The sequence below is a fragment of the Dyadobacter soli genome (genome assembly GCF_900101885.1).
In the GTDB taxonomy this organism is placed as follows: domain Bacteria; phylum Bacteroidota; class Bacteroidia; order Cytophagales; family Spirosomataceae; genus Dyadobacter; species Dyadobacter soli.
The window spans coordinates 110,766-132,087 of sequence record NZ_FNAN01000007.1 but is presented as its reverse complement, the minus strand read 5'-3'; the positions used below and the strand labels follow the sequence as shown (position 1 = coordinate 132,087).

The 21,322-nt window shown below is 49.1% G+C and carries 19 protein-coding genes; 12 read left to right on the top strand and 7 right to left on the bottom strand.

Features of this window, described 5'->3' with window-relative positions:
- The first annotated feature begins 32 nt into the window (after nt 1-32).
- The 8 genes from BLQ88_RS12700 to BLQ88_RS12665 all read left to right on the top strand — a co-directional run bounded on the left by BLQ88_RS12700 (nt 33) and on the right by BLQ88_RS12665 (nt 6,354).
- Nucleotides 33-503: a hypothetical protein gene (locus tag BLQ88_RS12700; protein WP_090150106.1), complete on the top strand. Its 471-nt coding sequence runs from the start codon at nt 33-35 to the stop codon at nt 501-503.
- Nucleotides 493-801, top strand: coding sequence for a hypothetical protein (locus tag BLQ88_RS12695; protein WP_090150103.1), 309 nt, complete (start codon nt 493-495; stop codon nt 799-801). Before BLQ88_RS12700 ends, BLQ88_RS12695 begins: the two co-directional genes overlap by 11 nt.
- Before the next feature lie 38 nt (nt 802-839).
- A complete protein-coding gene (locus BLQ88_RS12690; protein ID WP_090150100.1) occupies nt 840-2,714 on the top strand; it encodes a hypothetical protein in 1,875 nt (624 codons plus the stop codon).
- A gap of 189 nt (nt 2,715-2,903) precedes the next feature.
- Nucleotides 2,904-3,296 (top strand): hypothetical protein, encoded by a 393-nt coding sequence (locus BLQ88_RS12685; protein WP_090150097.1) that lies wholly within the window; start codon nt 2,904-2,906, stop codon nt 3,294-3,296.
- Nucleotides 3,297-3,303: 7 nt separating this feature from the next.
- Nucleotides 3,304-3,885, top strand: coding sequence for a hypothetical protein (locus BLQ88_RS12680; RefSeq protein ID WP_090150094.1), 582 nt, complete (start codon nt 3,304-3,306; stop codon nt 3,883-3,885).
- On the top strand, nt 3,882-4,328 hold the full coding sequence (locus BLQ88_RS12675) for a M15 family metallopeptidase (RefSeq protein ID WP_090150091.1): 447 nt from the start codon (nt 3,882-3,884) through the stop codon (nt 4,326-4,328). Before BLQ88_RS12680 ends, BLQ88_RS12675 begins: the two co-directional genes overlap by 4 nt.
- A 275-nt stretch (nt 4,329-4,603) precedes the next feature.
- Entirely contained in the window at nt 4,604-5,236 is a 633-nt protein-coding gene (locus BLQ88_RS12670) for a hypothetical protein (RefSeq protein WP_143016836.1), read from the top strand.
- A gap of 53 nt (nt 5,237-5,289) precedes the next feature.
- A complete protein-coding gene (locus BLQ88_RS12665) occupies nt 5,290-6,354 on the top strand; it encodes a helix-turn-helix domain-containing protein (RefSeq protein ID WP_090150086.1) in 1,065 nt (354 codons plus the stop codon).
- A gap of 529 nt (nt 6,355-6,883) precedes the next feature.
- Here BLQ88_RS12665 and BLQ88_RS12655 read toward each other — a convergent pair.
- On the bottom strand, nt 6,884-8,263 hold the full coding sequence (locus tag BLQ88_RS12655; RefSeq protein WP_090150081.1) for a tyrosine-type recombinase/integrase: 1,380 nt from the start codon (nt 8,261-8,263) through the stop codon (nt 6,884-6,886).
- 178 nt (nt 8,264-8,441) lie between these two features.
- Here BLQ88_RS12655 and BLQ88_RS12650 point away from each other — a divergent pair, with 178 nt between their 5' ends.
- Entirely contained in the window at nt 8,442-8,855 is a 414-nt protein-coding gene (locus tag BLQ88_RS12650) for a Dabb family protein (RefSeq protein ID WP_090150078.1), read from the top strand.
- Nucleotides 8,856-8,996: 141 nt separating this feature from the next.
- On the opposite strand, the gene BLQ88_RS12645 is transcribed toward BLQ88_RS12650, so the two are convergent.
- From BLQ88_RS12645 to BLQ88_RS12635, 3 genes are all read right to left on the bottom strand, one after another.
- On the bottom strand, nt 8,997-11,615 hold the full coding sequence (locus BLQ88_RS12645; protein ID WP_090150076.1) for a TonB-dependent receptor: 2,619 nt from the start codon (nt 11,613-11,615) through the stop codon (nt 8,997-8,999).
- Between the two features lie 130 nt (nt 11,616-11,745).
- Nucleotides 11,746-12,738, bottom strand: a complete 993-nt coding sequence (locus BLQ88_RS12640; protein WP_090150073.1) for a FecR domain-containing protein — start codon at nt 12,736-12,738, stop codon at nt 11,746-11,748.
- 41 nt (nt 12,739-12,779) lie between these two features.
- Nucleotides 12,780-13,343 (bottom strand): RNA polymerase sigma-70 factor, encoded by a 564-nt coding sequence (locus BLQ88_RS12635; RefSeq protein WP_090150071.1) that lies wholly within the window; start codon nt 13,341-13,343, stop codon nt 12,780-12,782.
- Nucleotides 13,344-13,484: 141 nt separating this feature from the next.
- On the opposite strand from BLQ88_RS12635, the gene BLQ88_RS12630 reads away from it, so the two are divergent.
- Complete coding sequence (locus BLQ88_RS12630; RefSeq protein WP_090150068.1) at nt 13,485-14,729, top strand: hypothetical protein; 1,245 nt, start codon at nt 13,485-13,487, stop codon at nt 14,727-14,729.
- 31 nt (nt 14,730-14,760) lie between these two features.
- Here the strand turns inward: BLQ88_RS12630 and BLQ88_RS12625 are convergent, their stop codons facing one another.
- Together BLQ88_RS12625 and BLQ88_RS12620 are read right to left on the bottom strand one after the other, a co-directional pair.
- Complete coding sequence (locus tag BLQ88_RS12625) at nt 14,761-16,485, bottom strand: tetratricopeptide repeat protein (protein ID WP_090150065.1); 1,725 nt, start codon at nt 16,483-16,485, stop codon at nt 14,761-14,763.
- 132 nt (nt 16,486-16,617) lie between these two features.
- Nucleotides 16,618-17,973, bottom strand: a complete 1,356-nt coding sequence (locus BLQ88_RS12620; RefSeq protein ID WP_090150062.1) for a TlpA family protein disulfide reductase — start codon at nt 17,971-17,973, stop codon at nt 16,618-16,620.
- A 112-nt stretch (nt 17,974-18,085) separates the two neighbouring features.
- On the opposite strand from BLQ88_RS12620, the gene BLQ88_RS12615 reads away from it, so the two are divergent.
- Both BLQ88_RS12615 and BLQ88_RS12610 read left to right on the top strand, forming a co-directional pair.
- A complete protein-coding gene (locus tag BLQ88_RS12615) occupies nt 18,086-18,460 on the top strand; it encodes a BlaI/MecI/CopY family transcriptional regulator (RefSeq protein ID WP_090150059.1) in 375 nt (124 codons plus the stop codon).
- 12 nt (nt 18,461-18,472) lie between these two features.
- A complete protein-coding gene (locus BLQ88_RS12610) occupies nt 18,473-20,122 on the top strand; it encodes a M56 family metallopeptidase (protein WP_090150056.1) in 1,650 nt (549 codons plus the stop codon).
- On the opposite strand, the gene BLQ88_RS12605 is transcribed toward BLQ88_RS12610, so the two are convergent.
- A complete protein-coding gene (locus BLQ88_RS12605) occupies nt 20,112-20,942 on the bottom strand; it encodes a hypothetical protein (protein WP_143016835.1) in 831 nt (276 codons plus the stop codon). The two genes, BLQ88_RS12610 and BLQ88_RS12605, sit on opposite strands and share 11 nt — an antisense overlap.
- Nucleotides 20,943-21,322 lie beyond the last annotated feature (380 nt).

Genomic DNA, 21,322 nt, shown 5'->3' with positions numbered 1-21,322 from the left:
AATTTTTCATCAATAAACTAAATCAATTCAAAATGGAAACCAGCTACAAAAATGCTTTCAGGTTCGTCGATGTTGCACAGGCCTTGCTTAAAGATGAATCAGAGGAGGACACCAAGTTTGTTGCCGCGCTCAACTCTGTCATTGAACAGATTAATGATCAGCGTGAGGAATACGGCAAAAAGGTGGTAAAAATCCAGCGTAAGCACGCTGCCGAGGACAAATTCGGATGCATTCTTCGTGATGACCGTGGCAACTACCGATTCAAAAAAGATCAGGAAGAGGCAATGGAGGCGAAAATTGACGAGCTGTTCAATCATGAGTCCGGCATCGAATTCGATCCGGAGTATGTGGATGAGGAGTCGCTTCCATCCGACTTGCCAAAACACGCCCGCAAATGGCTCGTTGGGTTCGTCATCGCTCCTGCCGAGGTCGAACAAACACCTGCGGAGAAACTATTGAATTCACTACCAACAACTAAAAACAGACAAAGCAATGGCGAGTAAAAGCATTTCAGCGCTGGCGGAAACGCCTGCTGCTCCGCAGTTCGAATTCGATTATGCGAGCATCAACTTTTCAATCGCAGGCCGCGAGGTCAGCACCGGTGAGCCGAAGGCCTTTAATTTCAACGACTCGGCAAGTCTTAATTTCAACGACGAAACGGAGCTGAACAAAACGCTGAACGATAAAGGATTTTTACTTGAAGTGGTTCCGATCCTTGTTCAGAGGGCCTTGCAATCTTACGATTCAGAGAACGAGAAGGCAAAGCAGCTCAAACAGGCGCTCGGCGCACTGCTTCAATAGTACTACTTCATTTCATCAACAACTAAAAAACCTATTTCATGAAAAAGCTGCTTTTGGCGGTACTCCTGGCATGTTGCCAGGCAGTATCCGCGCAAATCAAGATCGATCTTCCGGAGGCGATCGCGGATAAGTCGTTTGTCAACGGTCAGATCAAGGCCGCAAAGTCGGAGCTGAAAGCGTATGCGGACAGCTTATTTAAAGCGAAGGGCGGCGACGGCGGCACGCAGAATCCGCCGAACGGGCTTGCCGATTGTAAGCGCGGGCCGATACCGAGTGATGTTTACGGCATAACAACCACCAGCGCGACCGTTCTTTGGGATGGCGAGGATGTTTTCGGGTGGGATTATTCGATTTACAAAGGCACTGAACGGGTAGCTTTGGGATCGGTAAAGCCAACCGGCAACCGGGAACCCATTACCTACGCGGGACTATCGCCGGGAGAATACAAATTCACAATGCAGGGCAACACCTGCAAAAGCGAAGCAAAGAGTATAACCTTCACCGTTCCAAAGCCAACAGGCGATAACGGGACCGGCGGCGATGGTGGTAACTCGGGCCCGCCTCCTGTAACCAAAGGCAAGCGCAGCATAATCATGAATTTGACCGGGGATGGATTCGATTTGAATTCGCCTACGGGAATTACGAAAGATTGGTTGCCGCGAATTGAGGCCTTCCTGAACATGAGCTATAACGGCAAATCGTTCAAGGGAATCGATGGAATCCGCGTGAATATGAAGTGGCACGACTACGAGCCCAAAGAAGGAACGTTCCGCGACGATAAGCTTCTCGACATTATCAACTACTGTAAGCAGCGAGGGCTGAGGTTATGCATTGCGATCATCCCCTGGCGTGTAATTGGTGACGAGTATTTAGCCCGCTCTGAAATGTTGGAGCATTTGCCAGATCCTAATTATGGACCAGTGCAGGATTTAGTATGGCATGACAAAGATGAAACGCCGGTTACCGATAAAACCTATTTGCCAAGCTTTAACAGCGCCATTGGTAGGCAGAAATTCAAAAATGCCGTTCGGCACCTTGCTGAGTTCATGGCAAAATACCCTGAGAATGTTGACTACATTTCGACCGCGACTTCACCGGGAGAGGAGTATGAAACAGTCATTGTGCGTCGGGCAAACAATCAGCTGCTTCTCACTGGCTACGGGCAAATCGACCTGGATGCATGGCGTAATTACTCTGGGGGAATGCCGGTGCCTTATCCAGCGCAAAATAACGAAGAATATATTTCTTACCTGTTCAGCTCGGAAGTTGGCAAAAAGTGGTACGAGTTCCGGACAAAGGGGCTAAAAGACTTTCACGCGGCATTCGTTCAGGGTGTTCGCGAGGGTGGGAAAGGCAAAGTACGGAGCATGGGCATGTATGCTGGTGTTGGCGCTCCGTCTGCGACATGGACCGGATTATACAAGCTGAATGACATTTTTAGCGCTGGCACCTTGGATCAACCGGACATTATCTATTCCAGCGAAGGCGACGCGGGTACACAGGTCAGTAAAGTGATGGCGACTGATTTGAACATTGGTACGTTCCCGGGTGCCAGATACGCGATAGAGTTTGATCCGGACGATGTTTCGTGGTTGCAAAATCGCGACCCTTCTCCGACCATTGATCTGAACTGGCGTATCCTGGACGATTGGGGGCGATCTTTTTTTGTGCGCGGCGGCGAGATCATACACTTTGCGATGGCATTCTACGAGCCAAAAATCAATCAGCTGGCGGAGGGCGTATGGAACCTTCGCAAAGATTTTATTGAGTCCGATGCTGGCATGGTCGGCGTTGCGCAGGGAGACCATTTTACGTTTCCAATCACTCACTACAACGGTGTTCAGGAGTACAGGGGAATGTATACATCCAGAGGCGGCGGAGGCAAAAAGCAGGTAAAAATCATTGTCAAATGAAAGACGCGCATTGGAAAATCGTCGCCGGTTTGCTGCTAGTTATTTTGGCATTATCAATCATCCTGTGGTGCCGAGGATTCCGGGAGCCGACGCCAAATCCGGATGCACCGAGCTTCGTCGATTCTATACGAGAAAGCCAGCGCCGCGCCGATCAACTCGCCGATACAGTAAACAAATATCATCCGGAATATGAAAACGAACTTGAAGGGTATCGCAAAAGTGCTGTTCCTGATTCCGTCGATCCTGATCGGGCTGAGCGCAACGAGCTGGGCGCAAGAATCGATTCGGCAGCCCGCGCGGACAACCTACGAAAGCGCGCTCCTCGATAGTGCGTATCGATACGAGAAATTGAAACTGGCATTCATTCCATTGAAAACCTCCTATGATTCCCAAAGCGAAGAAATTAAAGAGCTACGAACAAACGTGCGTTTGCAAAACCTGCAAGCTGCGGTGCAGAAACAAAGTTTTGAAGCCGCGATCCGCAAGGCGAACGAAGAAAGTGGATTTTGGCGAGGGTTCAAATGGGGATTTGGTACCGGTTTCGGAACAGGATTGTTAACAGGGCTACGAGCCCGTAAATAGCATTTACATGAAATTACTTGAAAAGATGGATGTGGTTTCCAGCGTGCTCGCTACTTCATGGATGACCATTAAGGGGATATTCACAAACCCTATCCTTTTGTTGCTTTCCTCCTCGACGGTGGGGGTGATCCAGGTATTCACTTACCGAAAGGATCTTACCGTTAAGCTCGTTGCTGCCGTGGGCATTTGCTTCATTTTAATGACATTCCTCGGACTGGTCAAACACTATGCGGCCGGTGAATGGAAGGCTGAAATTTTCCTAAAAAAAACCGTTGAGCAGTTTATCGTCATGGTAGCCGTGATTCTCCTCGGCTATGTAGCTTCACTGGTCGTAGGCGTTGTTTTTAGCGTTGTCACGCAGGCAGAGCCGGAAGCATCACCGATACCGAGCGTTTCGCTGTATTTCATTTTCGCAGGATATGCCGTGATGGTGGCCTACTACTTCGTGAAGTGCTGCGACCTGATCGAGCAGATCATACCTAACCTGGTTCCGAAATGGTTCAGCGCGCCTTTCCGGAAGTTCCGCGAAACCGGCAACATGAAAGATATGCTCACTTTTCAAGATGAGGAAAGGGAGGTGATGCCGTGAAAACACAAGCTCAACTAATCGCCAAATTCGGCGATCCATATAATGAACGGCTCCGCTTCGAAAACAAGTGGATGAAGGTTTGGATCGTACCGGTCGATATCCGCGAGGCTATCCCGGCGATGCCCGCGAAAATATACCTGAACAAGCTTATGGAGGCTCCGCTCGACAAAGCCCTGCGGAGGTTGATTTCGTTAGGTTTACACGTAGAAATCAAAACGTGGGATGGATGCTTTAATATTCGCAAGAAACGCGGCAGTAGCGGAATATCAGCGCACGCATGGGGTATTGCGGTCGACATGAATGCGGCAACCAATCCGTTCAAAGGAAAGGTAACGTGGTCCGCAAAATTTTTGCAGGTATGGCGGGATATTGGGTGGATCTGCGGTGCTGACTGGTCCGCCGCCTCAAAGGACGGAATGCATTTTCAGTGGGAAGCGTCTTGATGGGAATCGGCGATCCAGATGATATCAGAACTTGGGAAAGGAAAAAAGTAAAGGCATTTACGAAGGGTTAAAGCAACAATACAGCCTGACGAAACCGCCGACCAAGTTGGATAAGATAGATTTTACAATTTATAATCAAAAAATATGTACAACTTTTGGTTATAAATTATGTATTCTCGACTTTTTTTTGTACCTTGCAAACAATAAACCGCTCGGAGGAAGGCCGAACGGTTTATGAACTAATATATCTGATTATTTTAAAACAAAAATTAAAAATGCTACAATTGAATTTAGAGTACGAAGGTACGGAGAATTCCGGACTTTCGCAAGCCCAACGCTCCCCTCAGGAGCAATTTGAGGAAATTTTTTCGGAGGAGATTCCGGTCATCGCAGAAATTTTCCGTAACGCTTTCGATGCCGCAATGCGCGATTTGGCAAGGAATTCTAATCACTATCAGACTCCGACGTCAAAGGCGAATCGCACTATCGAATACATCCGAGGTATGCTTTTTGATGCGTTTCCCGCTTTAATGGGTACCAGAGGGTCTAGGTTCTATCTTGAAAAGGGTGGATATCGCATTTACTTTAAGAAGTTGAATAGGGATTTGCGGCCAATGAACAATCCAACGATGAGTTCAAACCAAATTCTGAACCAGACTTCTTTATTTCCTGAATTTCGACTTTCCGAAGTTTTTATTGGTTATCAATTAAACCGAGCGAAGGACGAAATTACAGGGATTTTTGCTGTTTATTTTGTGCAGGGCAGTCACGCGTGGGTTTCCAGGCTCGATACGATTCCAGGCTCCAACACGGTACCGGTTTCAAACGCTCAAAACGCTCCGGTCGACGAAGACGATCTTGTCGTCAGGCCGCGTTCCAGACCGGATGAGTCCAGTGCTGCTATGTAATTAATCTTCGGGGAGGAACCTTCCTCCTTCCCTTTTTACACTCTCACTTTCTTATGAGCAACTACAATTTCAGACTGCTTCCAGTTGCGCGTGAAGCGCGAAGCTTCACTCAGGAACAGCTGGTTGAACGAATTCCGAACCTTACTCAGGGCAACTACTCTAAAATGGAAAAAGGGTTGCTGCAACCAACGCCAGATACACTTTCGAACATCGCTAACGCTTTAAACTTCCCAATCGAATTCTTTTTTCACAATCGGTCGTTTTACAATCAGACCGAATATTACTACCGAAAACGATCAACAATGCCTCGAAAGCACCAGATAAAACTGGAAGCAACTTTCGATATTTCCAGGATTTGGATCGAAGAACTTCTGTCCTCTGTTGAAATACCAGAATTCAGACTACCGCCTATAAAAGTACGGGAAGATAACTCCCCCGAGGATATTGCCAGAAAAGTAAGAACCTTCCTGAATGTGCCGAGAGGCCCAATAGATAAGTTGGTGAGTCTCATGGAGAAAAGTGGAATTATAGTTTTCTTTTTAAATGATGCTCCCGAAAAGTTTGATGGAACCACGATCGTGACTTCGTCAGGACAGAACATCATTGTGATCAACAGTTGTTTCCCAAATGACAGGAAGCGATTTACGATTGCCCATGAGTTTTTTCATATCATTGCTCATATGCCGCACGGCCCGCTAGCAGATGATGACCGGGACCCCGAGGACGAAGCCAATCGATTTGCATCAGAATTTTTGATGCCAGAATTAGATATTCGTCGGGAGTTGATCAATTTCAAGTTCAGTATGCTGGGGGATCTTAAATTACGGTGGATGATGTCTAAGGCTGCGATATTGAAGAGGGCGCATACGCTAAAATTTATTGATTCAAATAAGTATAAAAACTTTATGATTGAATTGAGCAGGAGTGGTGAGCGAAAGACTGAAAATCTTCGAGTACCATTGGATGAGCCGAGGATTTTGAAGATGATCGTCGACACCTACACTTCTCATTTGGGATATACATTGGAAGACCTATGCAAATCCATTGCAATTTCAGAATCTGATTTAAATCATTTAATATTAGGTAAGCCGATAAACCATATGAGAATAGTCCTGTAATGATAATTTCGATTCACCGATGGCCTCAAATGAGGCCATTTTTCTTTCGAAATAATGGTAAATGTTACCACTAAATTAATGGATACCAGTACTTGACATTTCTTTCGATGAACCAGATGGATCAACCGTAGCATACGATTGCGGCCCCGGTGGCCATCAGGCTGCGATTGAGGCAGGCAGGTTTGTCGCCGGCAAGTTTGGTAGCTGCGTACACTTTCTGGCAAGAAGGAAAGCCGAATTTGTCTGGCCCGTAGTCGACTTTTCTCAGGATTTCAGCTTCACCGTATGGGCAAAAACTGAAATGCAGGCAAAGGGACAGCACCCGACGCATAAGAGATTCGAACTCTTGTCTCCTCGGTCCGGCCGAGGCTCTTACCTATTCCGTGGGACTACCCATCCATGACGAATGCGCCGGTGTGCTGGTGCAAAATTAATTAAACTTTGTAGCTTTGTACACGCGCCAGTTCCATCACTGGTATGTGTAGGATACGTGTAGCAAATGACCTGCTATACGCAGAAAGCCAGGGTTCTATGACTCCTGGCTTTCTTGTTTTTGAGGAATCAGTGCGCTCAAATACTTCTGCGTCTGTTCATATTCGAACGAACCGAGGTATTGCTCAGTGGTTTTCAAACTTGAATGTCCCAGGCCCTGCGAAATGAACGCCAGTGGTACCTGCGCCCGGGCTAGGGTAGTGGCATAACTGTGCCGCGCCTCGTAGGTCCGTATTTTGGCCTGAATCCCAAGCTCTTTAAGAATGAGGACGAGCATACGGTTCACACGCATGGTCAGATTATAAATCGCCAAGTGAATCTGCTTTTCATCCATCTGCTGATTCAGCTCGGGAAAAACGAAATCGTTCTGGTCGTTGCTGGGCAAAGCCCATTTATTGATAATGGCAGTTGCTTCCGGCAATATGGAAAGAGTTATCCCTGCGCCTGCATTCGCCTTGCTAGTCCGCGTCTTCCTGCGTACAAACGAAATTTGCCGCTGGGTCAAATCTACATTTCTCCATCTCAACCGTGCTAGGTCGGCCATGTTCATTCCACCGCAAAAGTATGAGAATTTCCAGATGTCCAGCGCGTAGTTTCGCCTTGGAAACTTCCCGCTATAAGCCATCAGCGCAGTGAGTGTTTCGGTGGGGAGTGCTTTTTTTGTATTGTTTCCTCGCGGGGGCCGATAGCCGCCGTTGCCAAATGGGTAGTCATCCCGGTCGATAATCTTGGCCTTGATGGCCTCGTTGACCATTTTCTTAATGGCATTCATGTAGAAAACAACCGTTGTCGGGCCAACCGGGCGACGTGCTTTCGATTTAGCATGAAATCCTCCGTTGGTCACCAGGTACTTCTCGTATTTTTTTAGAAAATCCCTTGTTACAATGCCAAAAGGCACTTTCGGTTGGGTTTTATTGCTTATCCCGGTTTCCGTGACAAACCTTTCAACGCTGTTTGCCGCGGATCTGTAGATCGTGGCTCTGGTGAAGTTGTCTTCGCTTGTGAGCGTGTTGAATTCGTTACGGAGGGCTATGATGAGGTCATTTGCGAATACCACTTCGGTTTGCTGCTCAGAGAACAACAATGCTTGAAACTCTTCGAATGAAAATCGGTGCTCAATCTTGGAAATGATCTTTTGGGCTTTCAGTAGCCAGGTTTCCTTTTTATCTTCGCTCGCCTCATCAACATATTCGCGACCGTAGACCTTGTTCCATAGATTTCGAAGGGTCTCATCGCGCACCTTGCCAGTGAGCCCGGCTTTGTTTTTGGTGAGGAAGTCTTGTTGCTTCTCATCGAGGATTATTCCGGTAGCATACTGTTTTTGCTGGGCATTGTGATAGACCGACAGCTTGACGGAGGCAAAGCCGTCTTTCATTCGGCGCTTATCGAAGAACATTGACACGGAAGGTCTTTTCATAAGAATCGGAGGCAGATCAAAGGGTATTTTTCACAATGAAATTCACAATGAATTCACAATGTAAAAGTAAGAAATGCACAGAAATTCATTACAACTGACAAACAGTTTCAATTCAAAAACCCCTTAATTTGCGTCAAATAAGCTATTTTTTATTCTTCATTATATCTCAACATTTACTATGACAAATTCCCGTCGTAAATTCCTGGCCAGCTCAGTCACCCTCGCAGCAGGCGCTGCTACCACGGCAATAGCAGCAACACCGGCAGCACCCGAAAAAAGCAAAACGCCACTGGTGCACCATGTATTCTTCTGGCTCAAAAACCCGGGATCGGTGGCCGATCGCGACAGGATCATCGAAGGCCTGAAAACGTTGCGGAAGATCGAGGCGATTAAGGAGTTGCGCATCGGCGTGGTGGCCAGCACGGAGAAGAGGGACGTTGTCGATAACAGCTGGGCGGTGTCCGAACTGATGTTTTTCGAAGACCTCGCCGGCCAGGCCAGCTATCAAGACCACCCGATCCACCAAAAGTTCATCAAAGATTGCAGCCAACTTTGGGACAAGGTGATCGTGTATGATGCTATTGATGTTTAAAAAAGGGGAGGAAGGGAGGAAAGGGAAGAAAGGGAGGAAGGGAAGAAAGGGGAAGAAAGGTAGGAAGGGAAGGAAGGGAGGAAGGGGAAATTCCATCCTCCCATTCCTCCCTTCGTCCATCCTCCCTTTCCTCCCTTCTTCCTACCACTTAAATGTAATACTAGCCAGGAAGTTGGCGGGTTTTTGTGGTGAGCCGTTGGAATTCCAGTAGTGCTCGTTCAAAAGATTGTTGCCTTTCAGGGCCAGGCGGTAGCGGGGCTGGTCGTAGAAAAGCGAGGCGTTCACGAGCGCGTAGGCTGGCACTTTGAATGTATTGGTGCTTTCGAACCATGATGCGCCCACATAGTTACCGCCCGCACCGATGCCGATACCTTTGGCACTGCCTTTCAAAATATAATAGCTGGCCCAGATGTTGGCTACGTGCTGCGGGCTGTTGGTGAGCAGCTTGCCTTGCAATGCTTCGACGGCTTTGTCGTAACGGTTGTCGTTATAGGCGTAGCCGGCGACCACGTTCAGGCCTGAAACGGGGTTGGCGATCAGTTCCAGTTCGATACCCTTGCTTTTCTGCGTGCCGTCCTGTACGGTGAAGTTCTGGCTGTTGATCACCTCGGTGCGCGTCGAGTTGGTGACGGCGATGTTGTAGTAGCTGAGAGATCCATTCAGTTTATTGCGGACGAGGTCGAACTTGATCCCGCCTTCCCATTGGTTTCCAAACTGCGGTTTCAGGTTCAGTACCGTGTTGTCGGGCTGGGTGACGGGAGCCTGGTTGACGAAGCCGTTGAGGTAGTTGACGAAGACCGACAGCCGCTCCGGAATGGGCTGGTACACGAGCCCGAGTTTCGGTGAAAGGGAGTTCTGGGTGTAATTGCCGGCATATTTACCGGTCGCCAGGGCGAGGGCGCCGTCGGTGGTGAAGCGGTCGAAGCGGAGGCTGAGCATGGCCATGAGCGACGGCGTAATGTTGATCACGTCGGAGGCGTATACGCCAAAACTCGTGCCTTTGTAGCTCGTGCCGACGAAACCCTGCTGCGATGACTTCTGGTTGAGCTTGTCGGCATTGAAATCGGGCATTGGCTTGCGGATATTGACGGTGTCGTAGCGGACGGTTACCCGGTACAAGTCGTAGTAATTCTGGTTGTAATCAGCTCCCAGCACGACGCGGTTGCGCATGCGGCCGAGCTGGAAGTCGCCGATGAAATTCTGTTGTAGCTGGATGTTACCGAATGTCTCGGGCGTCTGGTTACGGGCGGTGCGCGAAACGGTGGAGTCGGACAGCATCGAGAAGGTGACCAGGTATAAATGTTTGTAAAAGCCATTGGAAAACAGGTAGTTGGTCTGTGATTTCCATTGCGACGAAAGCTTGTACTCGATTTGCGCCTGCAAATTGTACACGCCCACGGAGGCGTCGATGCCGTTGTTCAGTAATGATTGTTTGTATCCCAATGGCAGGTCCTTGAAATTGCGCGCCGTCACTTTCGAGAGCGACCCGATCGTGAGGGTCGACGTCGTGTATGCTGCCTGGGTGATGTCCACGTCCACGAGGAATTTCAGGCGGTCGTTGACCTGGTAGGAAAAACTCGGTGCTACGGTGAAATTTTTGGCATAACCCTGGTCCTGGAATGTGCCTTCCGTTTGCCCGGCGGCATTAAGCCGGAACAATGCGGTGCGCTTTTCGTTCACAGGCGCATTTACGTCCACAGCTGCACGTGCGAAGCGGTAGCTGCCGGCAGTGTAGCTCACTTCGCCGCCGAATGTATCGTAAGGTTTTTTGGTAACATAATTAAAAACACCGCCGAAAGTGGCCGAGCGGTTGTTGCCGTACAATGTGCCCGACGGTCCTTTCAAAACTTCCACACTTTCCAGGATTACGGGGTTCATCGGGAGAATGGCGCTGGTAGTGAGTCCGTTGCGCACGCCGTTGAAGTTGGCAAATCCCCGGAGGATCATTCCTTGTGAGCCGCCGCCGGCGAAATTGGGCACCGCGCCGGGCACGTTGCGGTACAGGTCGGTGCGTTCGGTGACGAGCTGTTCCTGCATGAGCGCCTTTCCGATCACATTATATACCTGCGGGTTTTCAAGATTTTTGAGCGGAAGCCGCGCGACGTTTTCGGTCTCTTTCCGGGCAAATTTGTTGACATTACCACTCACCACCACTTCACGCAAAGCCTGGCTATCCTCGTTGAGCAAAATGGGCTGGAAGGTTGTTACCTGATCTTCCAAAATAGTAACTGCCTGCTCGACAGGTGCGTAGCCGAGCATGCTTACGATGACTTTTTGTTGACCAGCCGGAATATTACGGATGCTGAAATCACCATTTTGGTCGGTTTGGCCGCCTTTGGGCGTTCCCTGAATGCGCACCGTTACTTCAATGGCGGGCTGCCCGTCGGAAGTTTGCACTTTGCCTTTCAAGTGCCCCCGGCTTTCTCCTTTCGCAGGGCGGATGTTGATGCGCGTTCCCTGAACCTGAATGCCGCGTGCGTAACTTCCGAGCAGGTCTTTCAGCAAATCGCCCAATGCGGTGTTCTGATAATCAGGGCTGACGATCCTTTGGGTGTCCATTAATGTGCTGCTGTAAACGAATGTGCAGCCGGCCTGGTCTTCCAGCGCGCGTAATGCGTCGGCGACGCTTACCTGCGTGAGTTTGAGGGTGATTTTTTTGTCCAGAATGGATTGTTGAGCGTGGCTGATGCCGATTTGGAGGGCCAGCATCGCCGCGAGCATCCACAGCTTGCGGTAGCCGGATTGTAAATAAGAATGCATACTTTTGAAAGAATGGTTAATTGATCACTCGATTGGCTGTCGACTCCGGCGTTCTGTCGCCAAACGCACGCCGGAACAGCTCCACGGCCCAGCCGTGGGGTTTTTATGGTTTGTCAGGGAGCTTGCTTCATCAGTAAATGGTCAGGTTTTTATTTTCGATTTTGTATTTGATATTCAGCGAATAGGCTAGGCTTCCCATCAGATTTTCCAGCGACGGATTCACAAATGAGCCTGTACAGCGACGGGCAGCCAGTTCCGGCGCGGTAATCACGACTTTTATCCCGTACCACCTTTCGAGCACCGGCGCAATGTCTGAAAGCGGCTGGTTATCGAACGCCAGCTTGTCGTGCACCCACCCGTAATGCCCACGCGCATACACGCGGTCCTGCGCGAGGCGATCTTCGCGGAGGTCATAAATGCCCCGTTCATTGGCAGTCAATATCAGCGGCGCTGTACCTGCGGTTTTGGACGCAAAACGCACCTTGCCTTCGCTTACGACCAGCGTCACATTGCTGCCTGGGTAAGATTTGAGATTGAATGCGGTACCGAGCACCGTCGTACGCGTACTGGCAGTATGTATGGTAAATGGCCGGGTACTGTCTTTGGCCACTTCAAAATAACCTTCGCCCGTGAGCCACGCCACCCTTGCGGTGTCGCTGAACCCGGCGGGGTAGGTGAGCCGGCTGCCTGCATTGAGGTAAACCACCGTACTATCCGGCAGCAAAAAACGTTTGCGTTCACCGTCGGCCGTTTGCAGATACCGGTATTCGATTTTCTTGCCCACAACCGCAATGCTTCCGGGCTGCGTGGCCGGATGCCGGAAATAATTCCACGACGCAACCAGCAAAAGACAGGCGGCTGCGGCGGCCAGGAGCGGGTAGAGCCACGCAATGCGAGGGGGTTTCGGATGATGGCGCTCTTGCAGATCTAGTTTTTGCCAGATTTCGGAGATAGCGGCTTCTTCGTCGCCCTGCTGCGCGTATCCGTCGAGGTCGTCGGTTGCGGCCAGCCATTGCTCCACTTCCCGGCTTTCGGCCTCGGTACAAAGGCCATCGTGGTATTTTTGAAGTAATTCAGGCGTAATGCGCATAGGTTGCTCGACGGTACAATGGGTTAGTTCCATAACCCGCGGTGCATCCCTAAACGATTTTGAAAAAAACTGCGCTATTCGAGCCCGCTGCGGAGCAATGCGATGCTTTTGCTGATGTGGTATTCCACTGTTTTGACCGAAACCTGCATTTCTTCGGCGATTTCGCGGTTGGCCATTCCCTGTTCGCGGCTCAACTGGAAAATGCGCTGCGTAGCGGCCGGAAGCTGGGCAAGAAGGCCGGAAACCCTGCCGGAAAGTTGCTGGAACGATACCATTTCTTCCGTCGTATTTTCCTGAACAGCCGCCTGCATTCCGATCAGCGCGAGGTGTTTGTCGTGGATGGCCTTGTCGCGGAAATGCTTGTTAACCTGCAATTTGGCGGCACGGATCAGGTAGTTTTCCGGCGCGGACCTGATTTCAAGCTCGGCGCGCCGTTCCCAAAGCGATTGAAAAATGCCCTGTACAATCTCCTTCGCTTCCTCCTCATCGCGCAGGTAAGCGCAGCAGAGGCGAAAAAGCTTCGTGGCATACGTCGTGTACAGCATTTCGAACGAGTGCTCGTTAATGGTGATCAACTGCGACGGATGGTTATGCATTGCCTGAGGTGTAACGCCAGCCAGATGGCTGATTTTCGGCAAAGAAATGGCTTATTTAGTTTAATTACAAATTAAGAACAGGCAGCATCGGCAATATTTATTTGTAACGCATACAACTATTCATGTCGCCCTTGGCCTCTTTATACGGTTCCCGTATCACCCCGGCCCTTATTTGAATAATCAATGCATCAATTTTTTCGTGTATTACTGCTGCTCCTGGTGCTTGCCGCAAATGCGCTCGCCCAGGATACTACTTCCGTCACATTCTCGGAAGAGACCAGCGTGGTCACCGAGCAGCGCTTTATCGATCGTTATGAAAATGTTTTCATGACCAAAATACCCACGCGGAAGATGTTCAAGCTGGGGTATCTGGCTACTACTTACAATGGGCTTGGGTTGAATGCTGCATTTGAATACAAGTTGTTTCCGGCCGTGTCATTGGAAGCGTCACTCACTTCACGAACAATCCGGCTTGGCAGTGCTATGACGATCGATCGCTTCGAGCGGCAGTTGAGCGGAAGAAATTTGTTTGCGAGCATTGGAAGCAAGTGGTATTTTGAAATGAACAAGCGGATTGCCCGCCAGCAAAGCGCGAACAATTTTAGCGGGAGTTATCTGGGAGTTTCTTATGAAAGATCGCTGGTGAAAGTTCAGAGCGACCGGCACCGGGAACATTTTAGCCTGGTGTATGGTTTTCAAAGCCGGTTTCTCGCAAATGGATTTCTCGATTTTTCGCTTGGAATCCATTATGTCTCGCCATACCTGTCGCTTTACGACAATGACTATTTCCTATCGAATGGTTTCCAAATAAGAAACGCGGTTATCGCATCGCGATCACTGATCGGTTTTGCTTTCGGGGATTGGAAGCGCAGTGATAAAGGTCCGTTGTGCGATGTCTTGCATTGTGATTATTTGGTAAAACAGCATTTCAAAATCCGGTTGCCGGAAGTGAACATTGGGATAGACGATCAGTCGTTGAGAGCGGAAGTAGGTTATGAGCGGAAGTTGGGTAAGAGCCCGTTCTCGGTTAATGTGAGTATTGGAAATGAAACCGACCACTATTGGTATGGCGCCAACTCGCTCGTGCTGACCGGTGAGGCACAGTTTCGCTGGTACTACCTGCAAAAGCATCAGATCAGAAGGGGGAAGGCATCGGACAATCTGTCGGGACTCTACATTGCTCCCCGGTTTGCATATAATTATTACCGGTCCGTAGTGCGGTACATCATAGCCGTTCCCCAGGAGCGCGGAACTTTCAGCGCCTGGCAGACTTCCGCCGGAATCCTGGCAGGCTACCAACAGCGGTTATTTCACAAACTATACTTTGACGCCGGTGTCAGTTTCTCGGGTTTGAGTATAACCAACAGGTTTTTAAAAGTAAACCGCGCGGAATTGCAAGCAAAAGCCGGGATCGGTTTTGCATTTTGAAACCCAATCCCGGCTTGTCCTAATACTCCACCTAATCCATAATCGTCGAAGACGCCGCGATCTTAATATCGGCATGCGCCCAGGCCTGATCGAAGGCAGATTTTACCTTCTGCGCTTCTGCCGTGTTTTTTTGTTGTACCAAAGCATTGTACAGTCCGATCAGCGCCCAGCCGTTTTTCTTCCAGGTTTGTAAATCCTGTCGGTAAATGCGCTCTGCTTCTACATTTTTACCGGCTTTGAGGAGTACCGAGCCGAGGTGGTGCCGGACGGAGAAAAACCAGTCCGGTGGCTCGTTGTAGTTGAGATTGTCTTCCATTTCGATTGCTTCGCCAAGCAGCTGCGCGGATTTGTCGAGCTGATTCTGTTGCGCCGCAATGCCTGCCAATAATACTTTCGACGCGATTTGCACCAGATCCACCGAGGAATTGATGTTCCAGACGGTAATGTCTTTCAGCGTCGTATCGGCAGTGAGCGCACTGAGCGATTTCATCTCTTGCTGCGCCTTTGCGAGGTCGTGCTTGCCCAAATGGGCCATTCCCCGCGCATAATGCCAGATTATCCGGGGATAAACGAGTTCCTTCGCCGGGCTGGGTTCGGTAAGGATCGTATCCCACATCGAAAATTTCACGGCTACATAATAGGGGATCGTATAATAATGTTGCAGCGTGCCCCAGCCGGGTTGGCGCATCACTTCCTTTGCCGTGTATTGCTGCACTTTCCGGGCGGCGAGCCAGGCCAGCTCGGAATTGCCTTCCAGCGTGGCGGTGGCGGCCAGGAAATGGTAATTATGCGGGAAATACGCGAGCGGATAGGCGCCTTGCGCATAACAATTGGTAATGTAATTGCTGTCGGCCTGCACAGAATTGACGTTAGAAAGCGAGCCGAGATGGTAGTCGCCCGTATTGATGTAAATGTGCGATGGCATATGCAGCAAGTGACCGGCACCGGGCACGACCGAATCGAGCAATGCGGCCGAGGCCATGGCTTTTTCGGGCGTTGCGGAAGCCTCCTGCGCGTGTATGTACAGGTGATGCGCGCCCGGGTGATGCGGGTTCTTTTTCAGCAGGCTTTCCAGTACGGCTACGAGTTCCGGTGTCCAGGCTTTGGGTGCTTTGGTTTTTTTGTCGTACAAATCCCACGGGTGCAAATCCATCTGCGCCTCTGCATACAATGCCCCGATATCGGGATCGGACGGAAATTCCGTGTACACCTTTTTCATGGCGGCGGCGAATGCAATGTCGAGCTTTGACCTGTCGGCAGGAGGTTCTTTGGTGTACCGCTTGGCCAATGAGGCGATCAGCGCCTTTTCCTTCGGCGTGCATTGGGCGGCGAGTTGCTGCGCCTTTTCGTTCGCGGCCCAGGCGCGTTGAAAATTGTCGGGCTCCATTCCGGCATTGTAGTTGGGGCCGAGCACGTAAGCGTAACCCCAGTAGGCCATCGCGCAGGTAGAATCGAGGCGGGTAGCCTGGTAGAACGACCGTGCCGCCTCCGCGTGGTTGAAGCCGTACGATAGCATCATACCCTGGTTGAAATACGCCTGGGCGTCGGGACTGGTAGTGGTGATTTTGAAATCGATCCCTTGCAATCCGTCGAACAGGGGCGCTTTTTTGCCGGAACTATACCATTCGGCGTCGGTCGTTTGAGGATTGTAGCAAACCGTGATCCGGTCGGATGCCGGCTTTTCCTGCTCCTCCTTCTTTTTGGAGCAGGCGAAAAGGATAACAATCAATGCGAGGTAACAATGGCCGTGCTTCATGCGGATCGAAGTTTGAGTCACAGAACATGTTTAGGGAATGCGGCCCGCGAGGTGCGGTATTTACAAATATAGAAAATATAACACTGTAAATGAGTGCGTTGTATTGATATTAGTAAATGGTTGGGTACGGCACTACTTCAAACCGCCTAGCTCCGCAAATTTTGCTTCCAGCTCCTTGCTACTAAGGTTTTTGCCTACAATGGTACCGTACGGCCCGATCAGGAATGTGGATGGATAACCCTCGATGTTATACGCTTCCACCAGTTGGTTGGTACTATCCGAAAAAAGCTGCGGCCAGTCAAGCGGGTTCTTGTCCAGAAACTTTGCGAGCCGCTCGCGGCTGTCTTCACCAACGATGCCAAGAAACGCGATCTTATTTCGATCAACTTTTTGATACAAGTGCTTCAATTCAGGAAGCTGTTTTACACAAGGTCCGCACCAGGTCGCCCAAAAATCAATGTAAAGGTATTTGCCCCGATAATCTTCCATCGAGACAGGTTTGCCATTTGTAAAATCTTTGCCGGAAAACGGTTTCATTTTAAATCCGACCTGCGTGGAATATACATTGTTCAATGGCTTTCCTTTTAAATGCAATACGCCTTCGTATTCATCAAATCCCAGGTTTTCGAACCTCCGCCTCTCGCCGCCGGATTCAATATCCAGAAATTCACCTATCCTGATCCCATTTCGTAAATCAATATATTCTCCCTTTTTAACCTGATCGGCGAACGCCAGTTCGGATACTTCATTTCCGGATGGCGAAGTAAATCCTAAATTAATGGCTATCTTTTTCTGATGACCACCGAGTGGAATCACAGCTTCCGCATACCGGGGAAACGAATAAGCCATCCGGTATTTTTCAGGCTGATGCGGAAAGTATTTGAGTACCATCGGGAGGTGCGATGTTATCACACGGCCTTCGCGGAAGATATCATATTCAATCTCATAACTGTGATTATAATAGCGTATCGTATCTTTTGGCCCGGCGATTTCAGGGTAAAAGGATTTTTCGTCGCTGAAATCGCCATTGTTATTCGTATCGATCATCACATTCAGCTTTCCGGAAGGGTCTGTGCCCCAGATAATATAAACATAGCAGCGAATGGGCTTTTTCGACAGGCGTTTTTCATCCGGCGTCCATTTCCAGGCCTTTTGCAGCGACGCGTAGGTGCTTGAATCGATATTTCCCTGGTGAAAATTCTGGAATACGAATTGGCGGAGGTTTAATTCCACCATCGATCTGGCAACATTCTTCCACTGAGGCGGAATACCGGTCAACGGTTTATAAGTTTTTGCCCAAACGCCTCCATCAGGATCATCTGCGGAATACTCGGGCCCCGTTGCGGCGTAATCGGTCCCGAATGGGCCAAAACCATCGACGAAAGTTACAGGCAGACTTATTACTTCCTCCTGCTGATCACTCTTTCGGTGTGTGCAGCTCAATATACCAGCGAACATAATAACCGTCAGGAAAGCGTGGTATTTCATTGTATTTCGTTTGGAAAACTAACGTATTAATAGAATTTCTAATAATTTAGTTGTATTACTAAAAAATTAGTAATACATTCACTTTTACAAAATACAATTAAAATCAATGCATATGGAAATGCGCTCTCTCACCCGCGCCGAGGCGGAGATTATGAAGATACTCTGGCAGCTGGGCAAGGCATTTGTAAAAGATATCCTGGCGCAAATGGCCGATCCCAAACCGGCTTACACGACCGTTGCAACCTTTGTTCGCATTTTAGAGAAGAAGGAAATGGTTGCACACAAAACTTACGGCAATACCCACGAATATTACCCGCTGGTAAGCGAGGCGGATTACCGCAAGCATGAGGCTAAGCAGCTCGTCGAAAACTATTTTGAAAATTCGGTTACCAGTCTCGTTTCGTTTTTCCTGAACGACAGCGCTCTGACGGAAAGCGACCTCGATGATCTGGCAGCATTTATTGAAAAGAAAAGGGCCAGGAAATAAAACCATTTTATTATGGAAGCACTTCACTATTTGCTTAAAGTGAACCTTTGCTGGGTTGTTTTTTATATAACCTACTGGGTACTGTTTCGGAAGCATACATTTTTCGCGGGTAACCGCATTTACCTCGTGGCGTCGCTTCTCGCGGGCCTGTGCATACCGGCGTTGGAGTTGCGCGAGCAGGTAATGCTTTCGGGAATGGAAGGCCTTGTTACCAATGCCACAAAGGTGTCTGTTGTTTCTAATGTGATTGAATATCAATCGGATATGTGGCTGCTGACTATCCCGGCGGTATATCTGGCTGGGGTGCTGGTAATGCTTTTCATGCTGGGAAAATCGTTGGTGAGGCTTTCATCGATCATCCGGTCGGGCGTGGCGGTGCCGATGGATGAATGCAGCTTGGTGATAAACCGCAGTGGGAATGTGCGTACCGGTTCGTTTTCCTTCCTTAAATGGATGGTACTCTCGCCCGAAGATTACGAAGCGCATTTCGAATCCATATTTGCCCATGAACTGGTGCATATCCGGCAATGGCATTCGCTGGATATCCTTTTAATTGAGGTATTGAAAGTGTTTTTTTGGTTCAATCCGGTGCTTTGGTTTTATAAATCCTCTCTACAACAAGTCCATGAATTTCTGGCCGACGGGCAGGCGCCGGACAGGGACCGCTATGCCGCTTTTATGATTTCCTACGCCCGACAGGCCATATCCGCGTCGGTTACGAGCAAATTCTTCAACAAATCACTTTTAAAACTGAGAATCCACATGATCTACAAGGAACGTACACCGGCTTGGATGGGGTGGAAATACCTGTCCGTTTTTCCTCTGCTGGCCGTCATGGTGGCGCTGATGGCTACGCGGAGGTATGAATATGTAAAACCGGTGATTGAAACCCCGTCAGATAGACGGCAAAATATGCGGCCGGTTGACGCAGCGCATCCGGCGGAAAGCAATGTTCGGCGTGTTTCGGGCCACGAGACGAAAGAGAAATTGATTCAGAAGTCTGCGAACACCACCGCTACGCATTTGGCAACAGCGAGCGAACCCTCCGGCGCCCGCGAAGCATATGCCACCGATTCGCTGCCCGAGCTTGAAGCACTCATTTCCCGGTTGCGCTCAGCCGTTTCGAACAACGATCTGAAAAATGCGGATAGCCTCAAAAGGCAGATCAATCCGATCATCTGGGCAGAATCGGCGAGGCTTCGGAAGGAGCAAACAGAAAACCGAATGCGATTGCAGGAGCTTTTGACGTCGGGCAATCCACAAAGTCCGTCCAGTGCACTCGATCGGTTACGGAAGGTAGTAATGGAAACTTCGCGGCGCCAACAGGAAGAACGGCAGGGCGGTTTCGACCGGTTGAGGAAGCAGTTTGAAGATATCGAGACAAACCTTCGCCGCCTGTTGAACGACGCCGACACGGAAACCGAAAAACAAACGCAGGAACAGATTATCCTGGACCTGATCGGCGCCGGAGTTGCGTCCGGCAAGGAAAACCTCAGCTACCGGCTCCATAATATGTTCCTGATTGTCAATGGCGTCGAACAGCCCGAGGCGTTGCATGAGAAACTAAAATCGAAATACCTGAAATACGGTTGGATGGAATGGGTTTATAACTGGGACGGCGCCACGGGGCATCGTTTTACGGGCGTGCGGTTTAATGGGTAACGGCTAATTGATAGTTGCTTTTTTTAACCATTTTACTTTTCACTTTCGAAACATCGAACCCGATAGCGAGTTTCAGATTGAATTGTGTGCCGCTGTAATTTTTAACCAAATTGGAAGGGTTTACGGATGCCCGGAGTTTGTAAAAAAAGTAAGTGCTTTCGAATAAATCACTTTTGCTTCGGAAATAGCGGTTCAATTCGAGACCTATTACGGGGCTATATCCATCCAGTCGGCGCCTGTCTTCTTTATCCGCTTTGGCAGGCGTGAATTCGCTAACTGCAAAACCGGCAAAAGGAACGGTCAGCCATTTATTTTTTTGTAGCTTAATACCATAAGTAAGTTCGAAAGAGGCGAAATGTGTTTTCATTTTGGCTGGCCAATATCCTTTCTTTTCCAGTTCTTGTTTCGTTCTGTTAAAATCCAGATTCATATCCAGTCCAAACCTCGACTTTTTTACATCCACATTAAAACCAAAGTTTATTCCTGTCGCGTGGGTAAAATAATCGCTGGTTTTGCCGGTAAAAATGCTTTGGGCCACGCCGGCAAAAATTCCGATTTGTGTTTCGCCCGGACTTGTTTCTTCTACAACGTCGGGTGTATTTCGAAGCAAATCGGCGATTTTTGCTTCCCATTCCGCAAATACCCGTTCATCCGTCGTTGTCGAAAGTTGTTCGGTCATTTCCTTCTTTAACCGGGAAACTTCATAGTTTGCCTGTGAAATGGCGTTTTCAATGGTCGTTTTTACCGGGGTAGTCCGTGCATTCAGCTCACCCAGTTCGAAGACTTTTAATTTGACGAGCTTGCTTTCATAACCGGACATGTCGAATAACAATTGCCCATAACGCAACGCAGTTGTATTCAGCGCGGGCAGGCTTGCTGTCTTTCGATTTAATATAGCATTGGTATGGATGATCGGAAGATATTTGCCGAATTTCGTCGGCCGAACGGTGTATTCGTAATGCACACCTACATCCGCAAAAATGTGGTTTGTGGAATGATCTATCGAAAAATCACTGAATTTTAGCTTAATGCCCGGATGCCAATGGAGTGTATCGGATTGAGCAATAGTGAATTGAGAAATAGTTAGCAAATAGCAGGTGAGAGCGGTGAATTTTTTTAACACGATAATTGAATAGTTTACGGCCTTAATTTAATATAAACTTAGCCGAAAAGCATTCGAACGTTCAATCTCTTCACCAT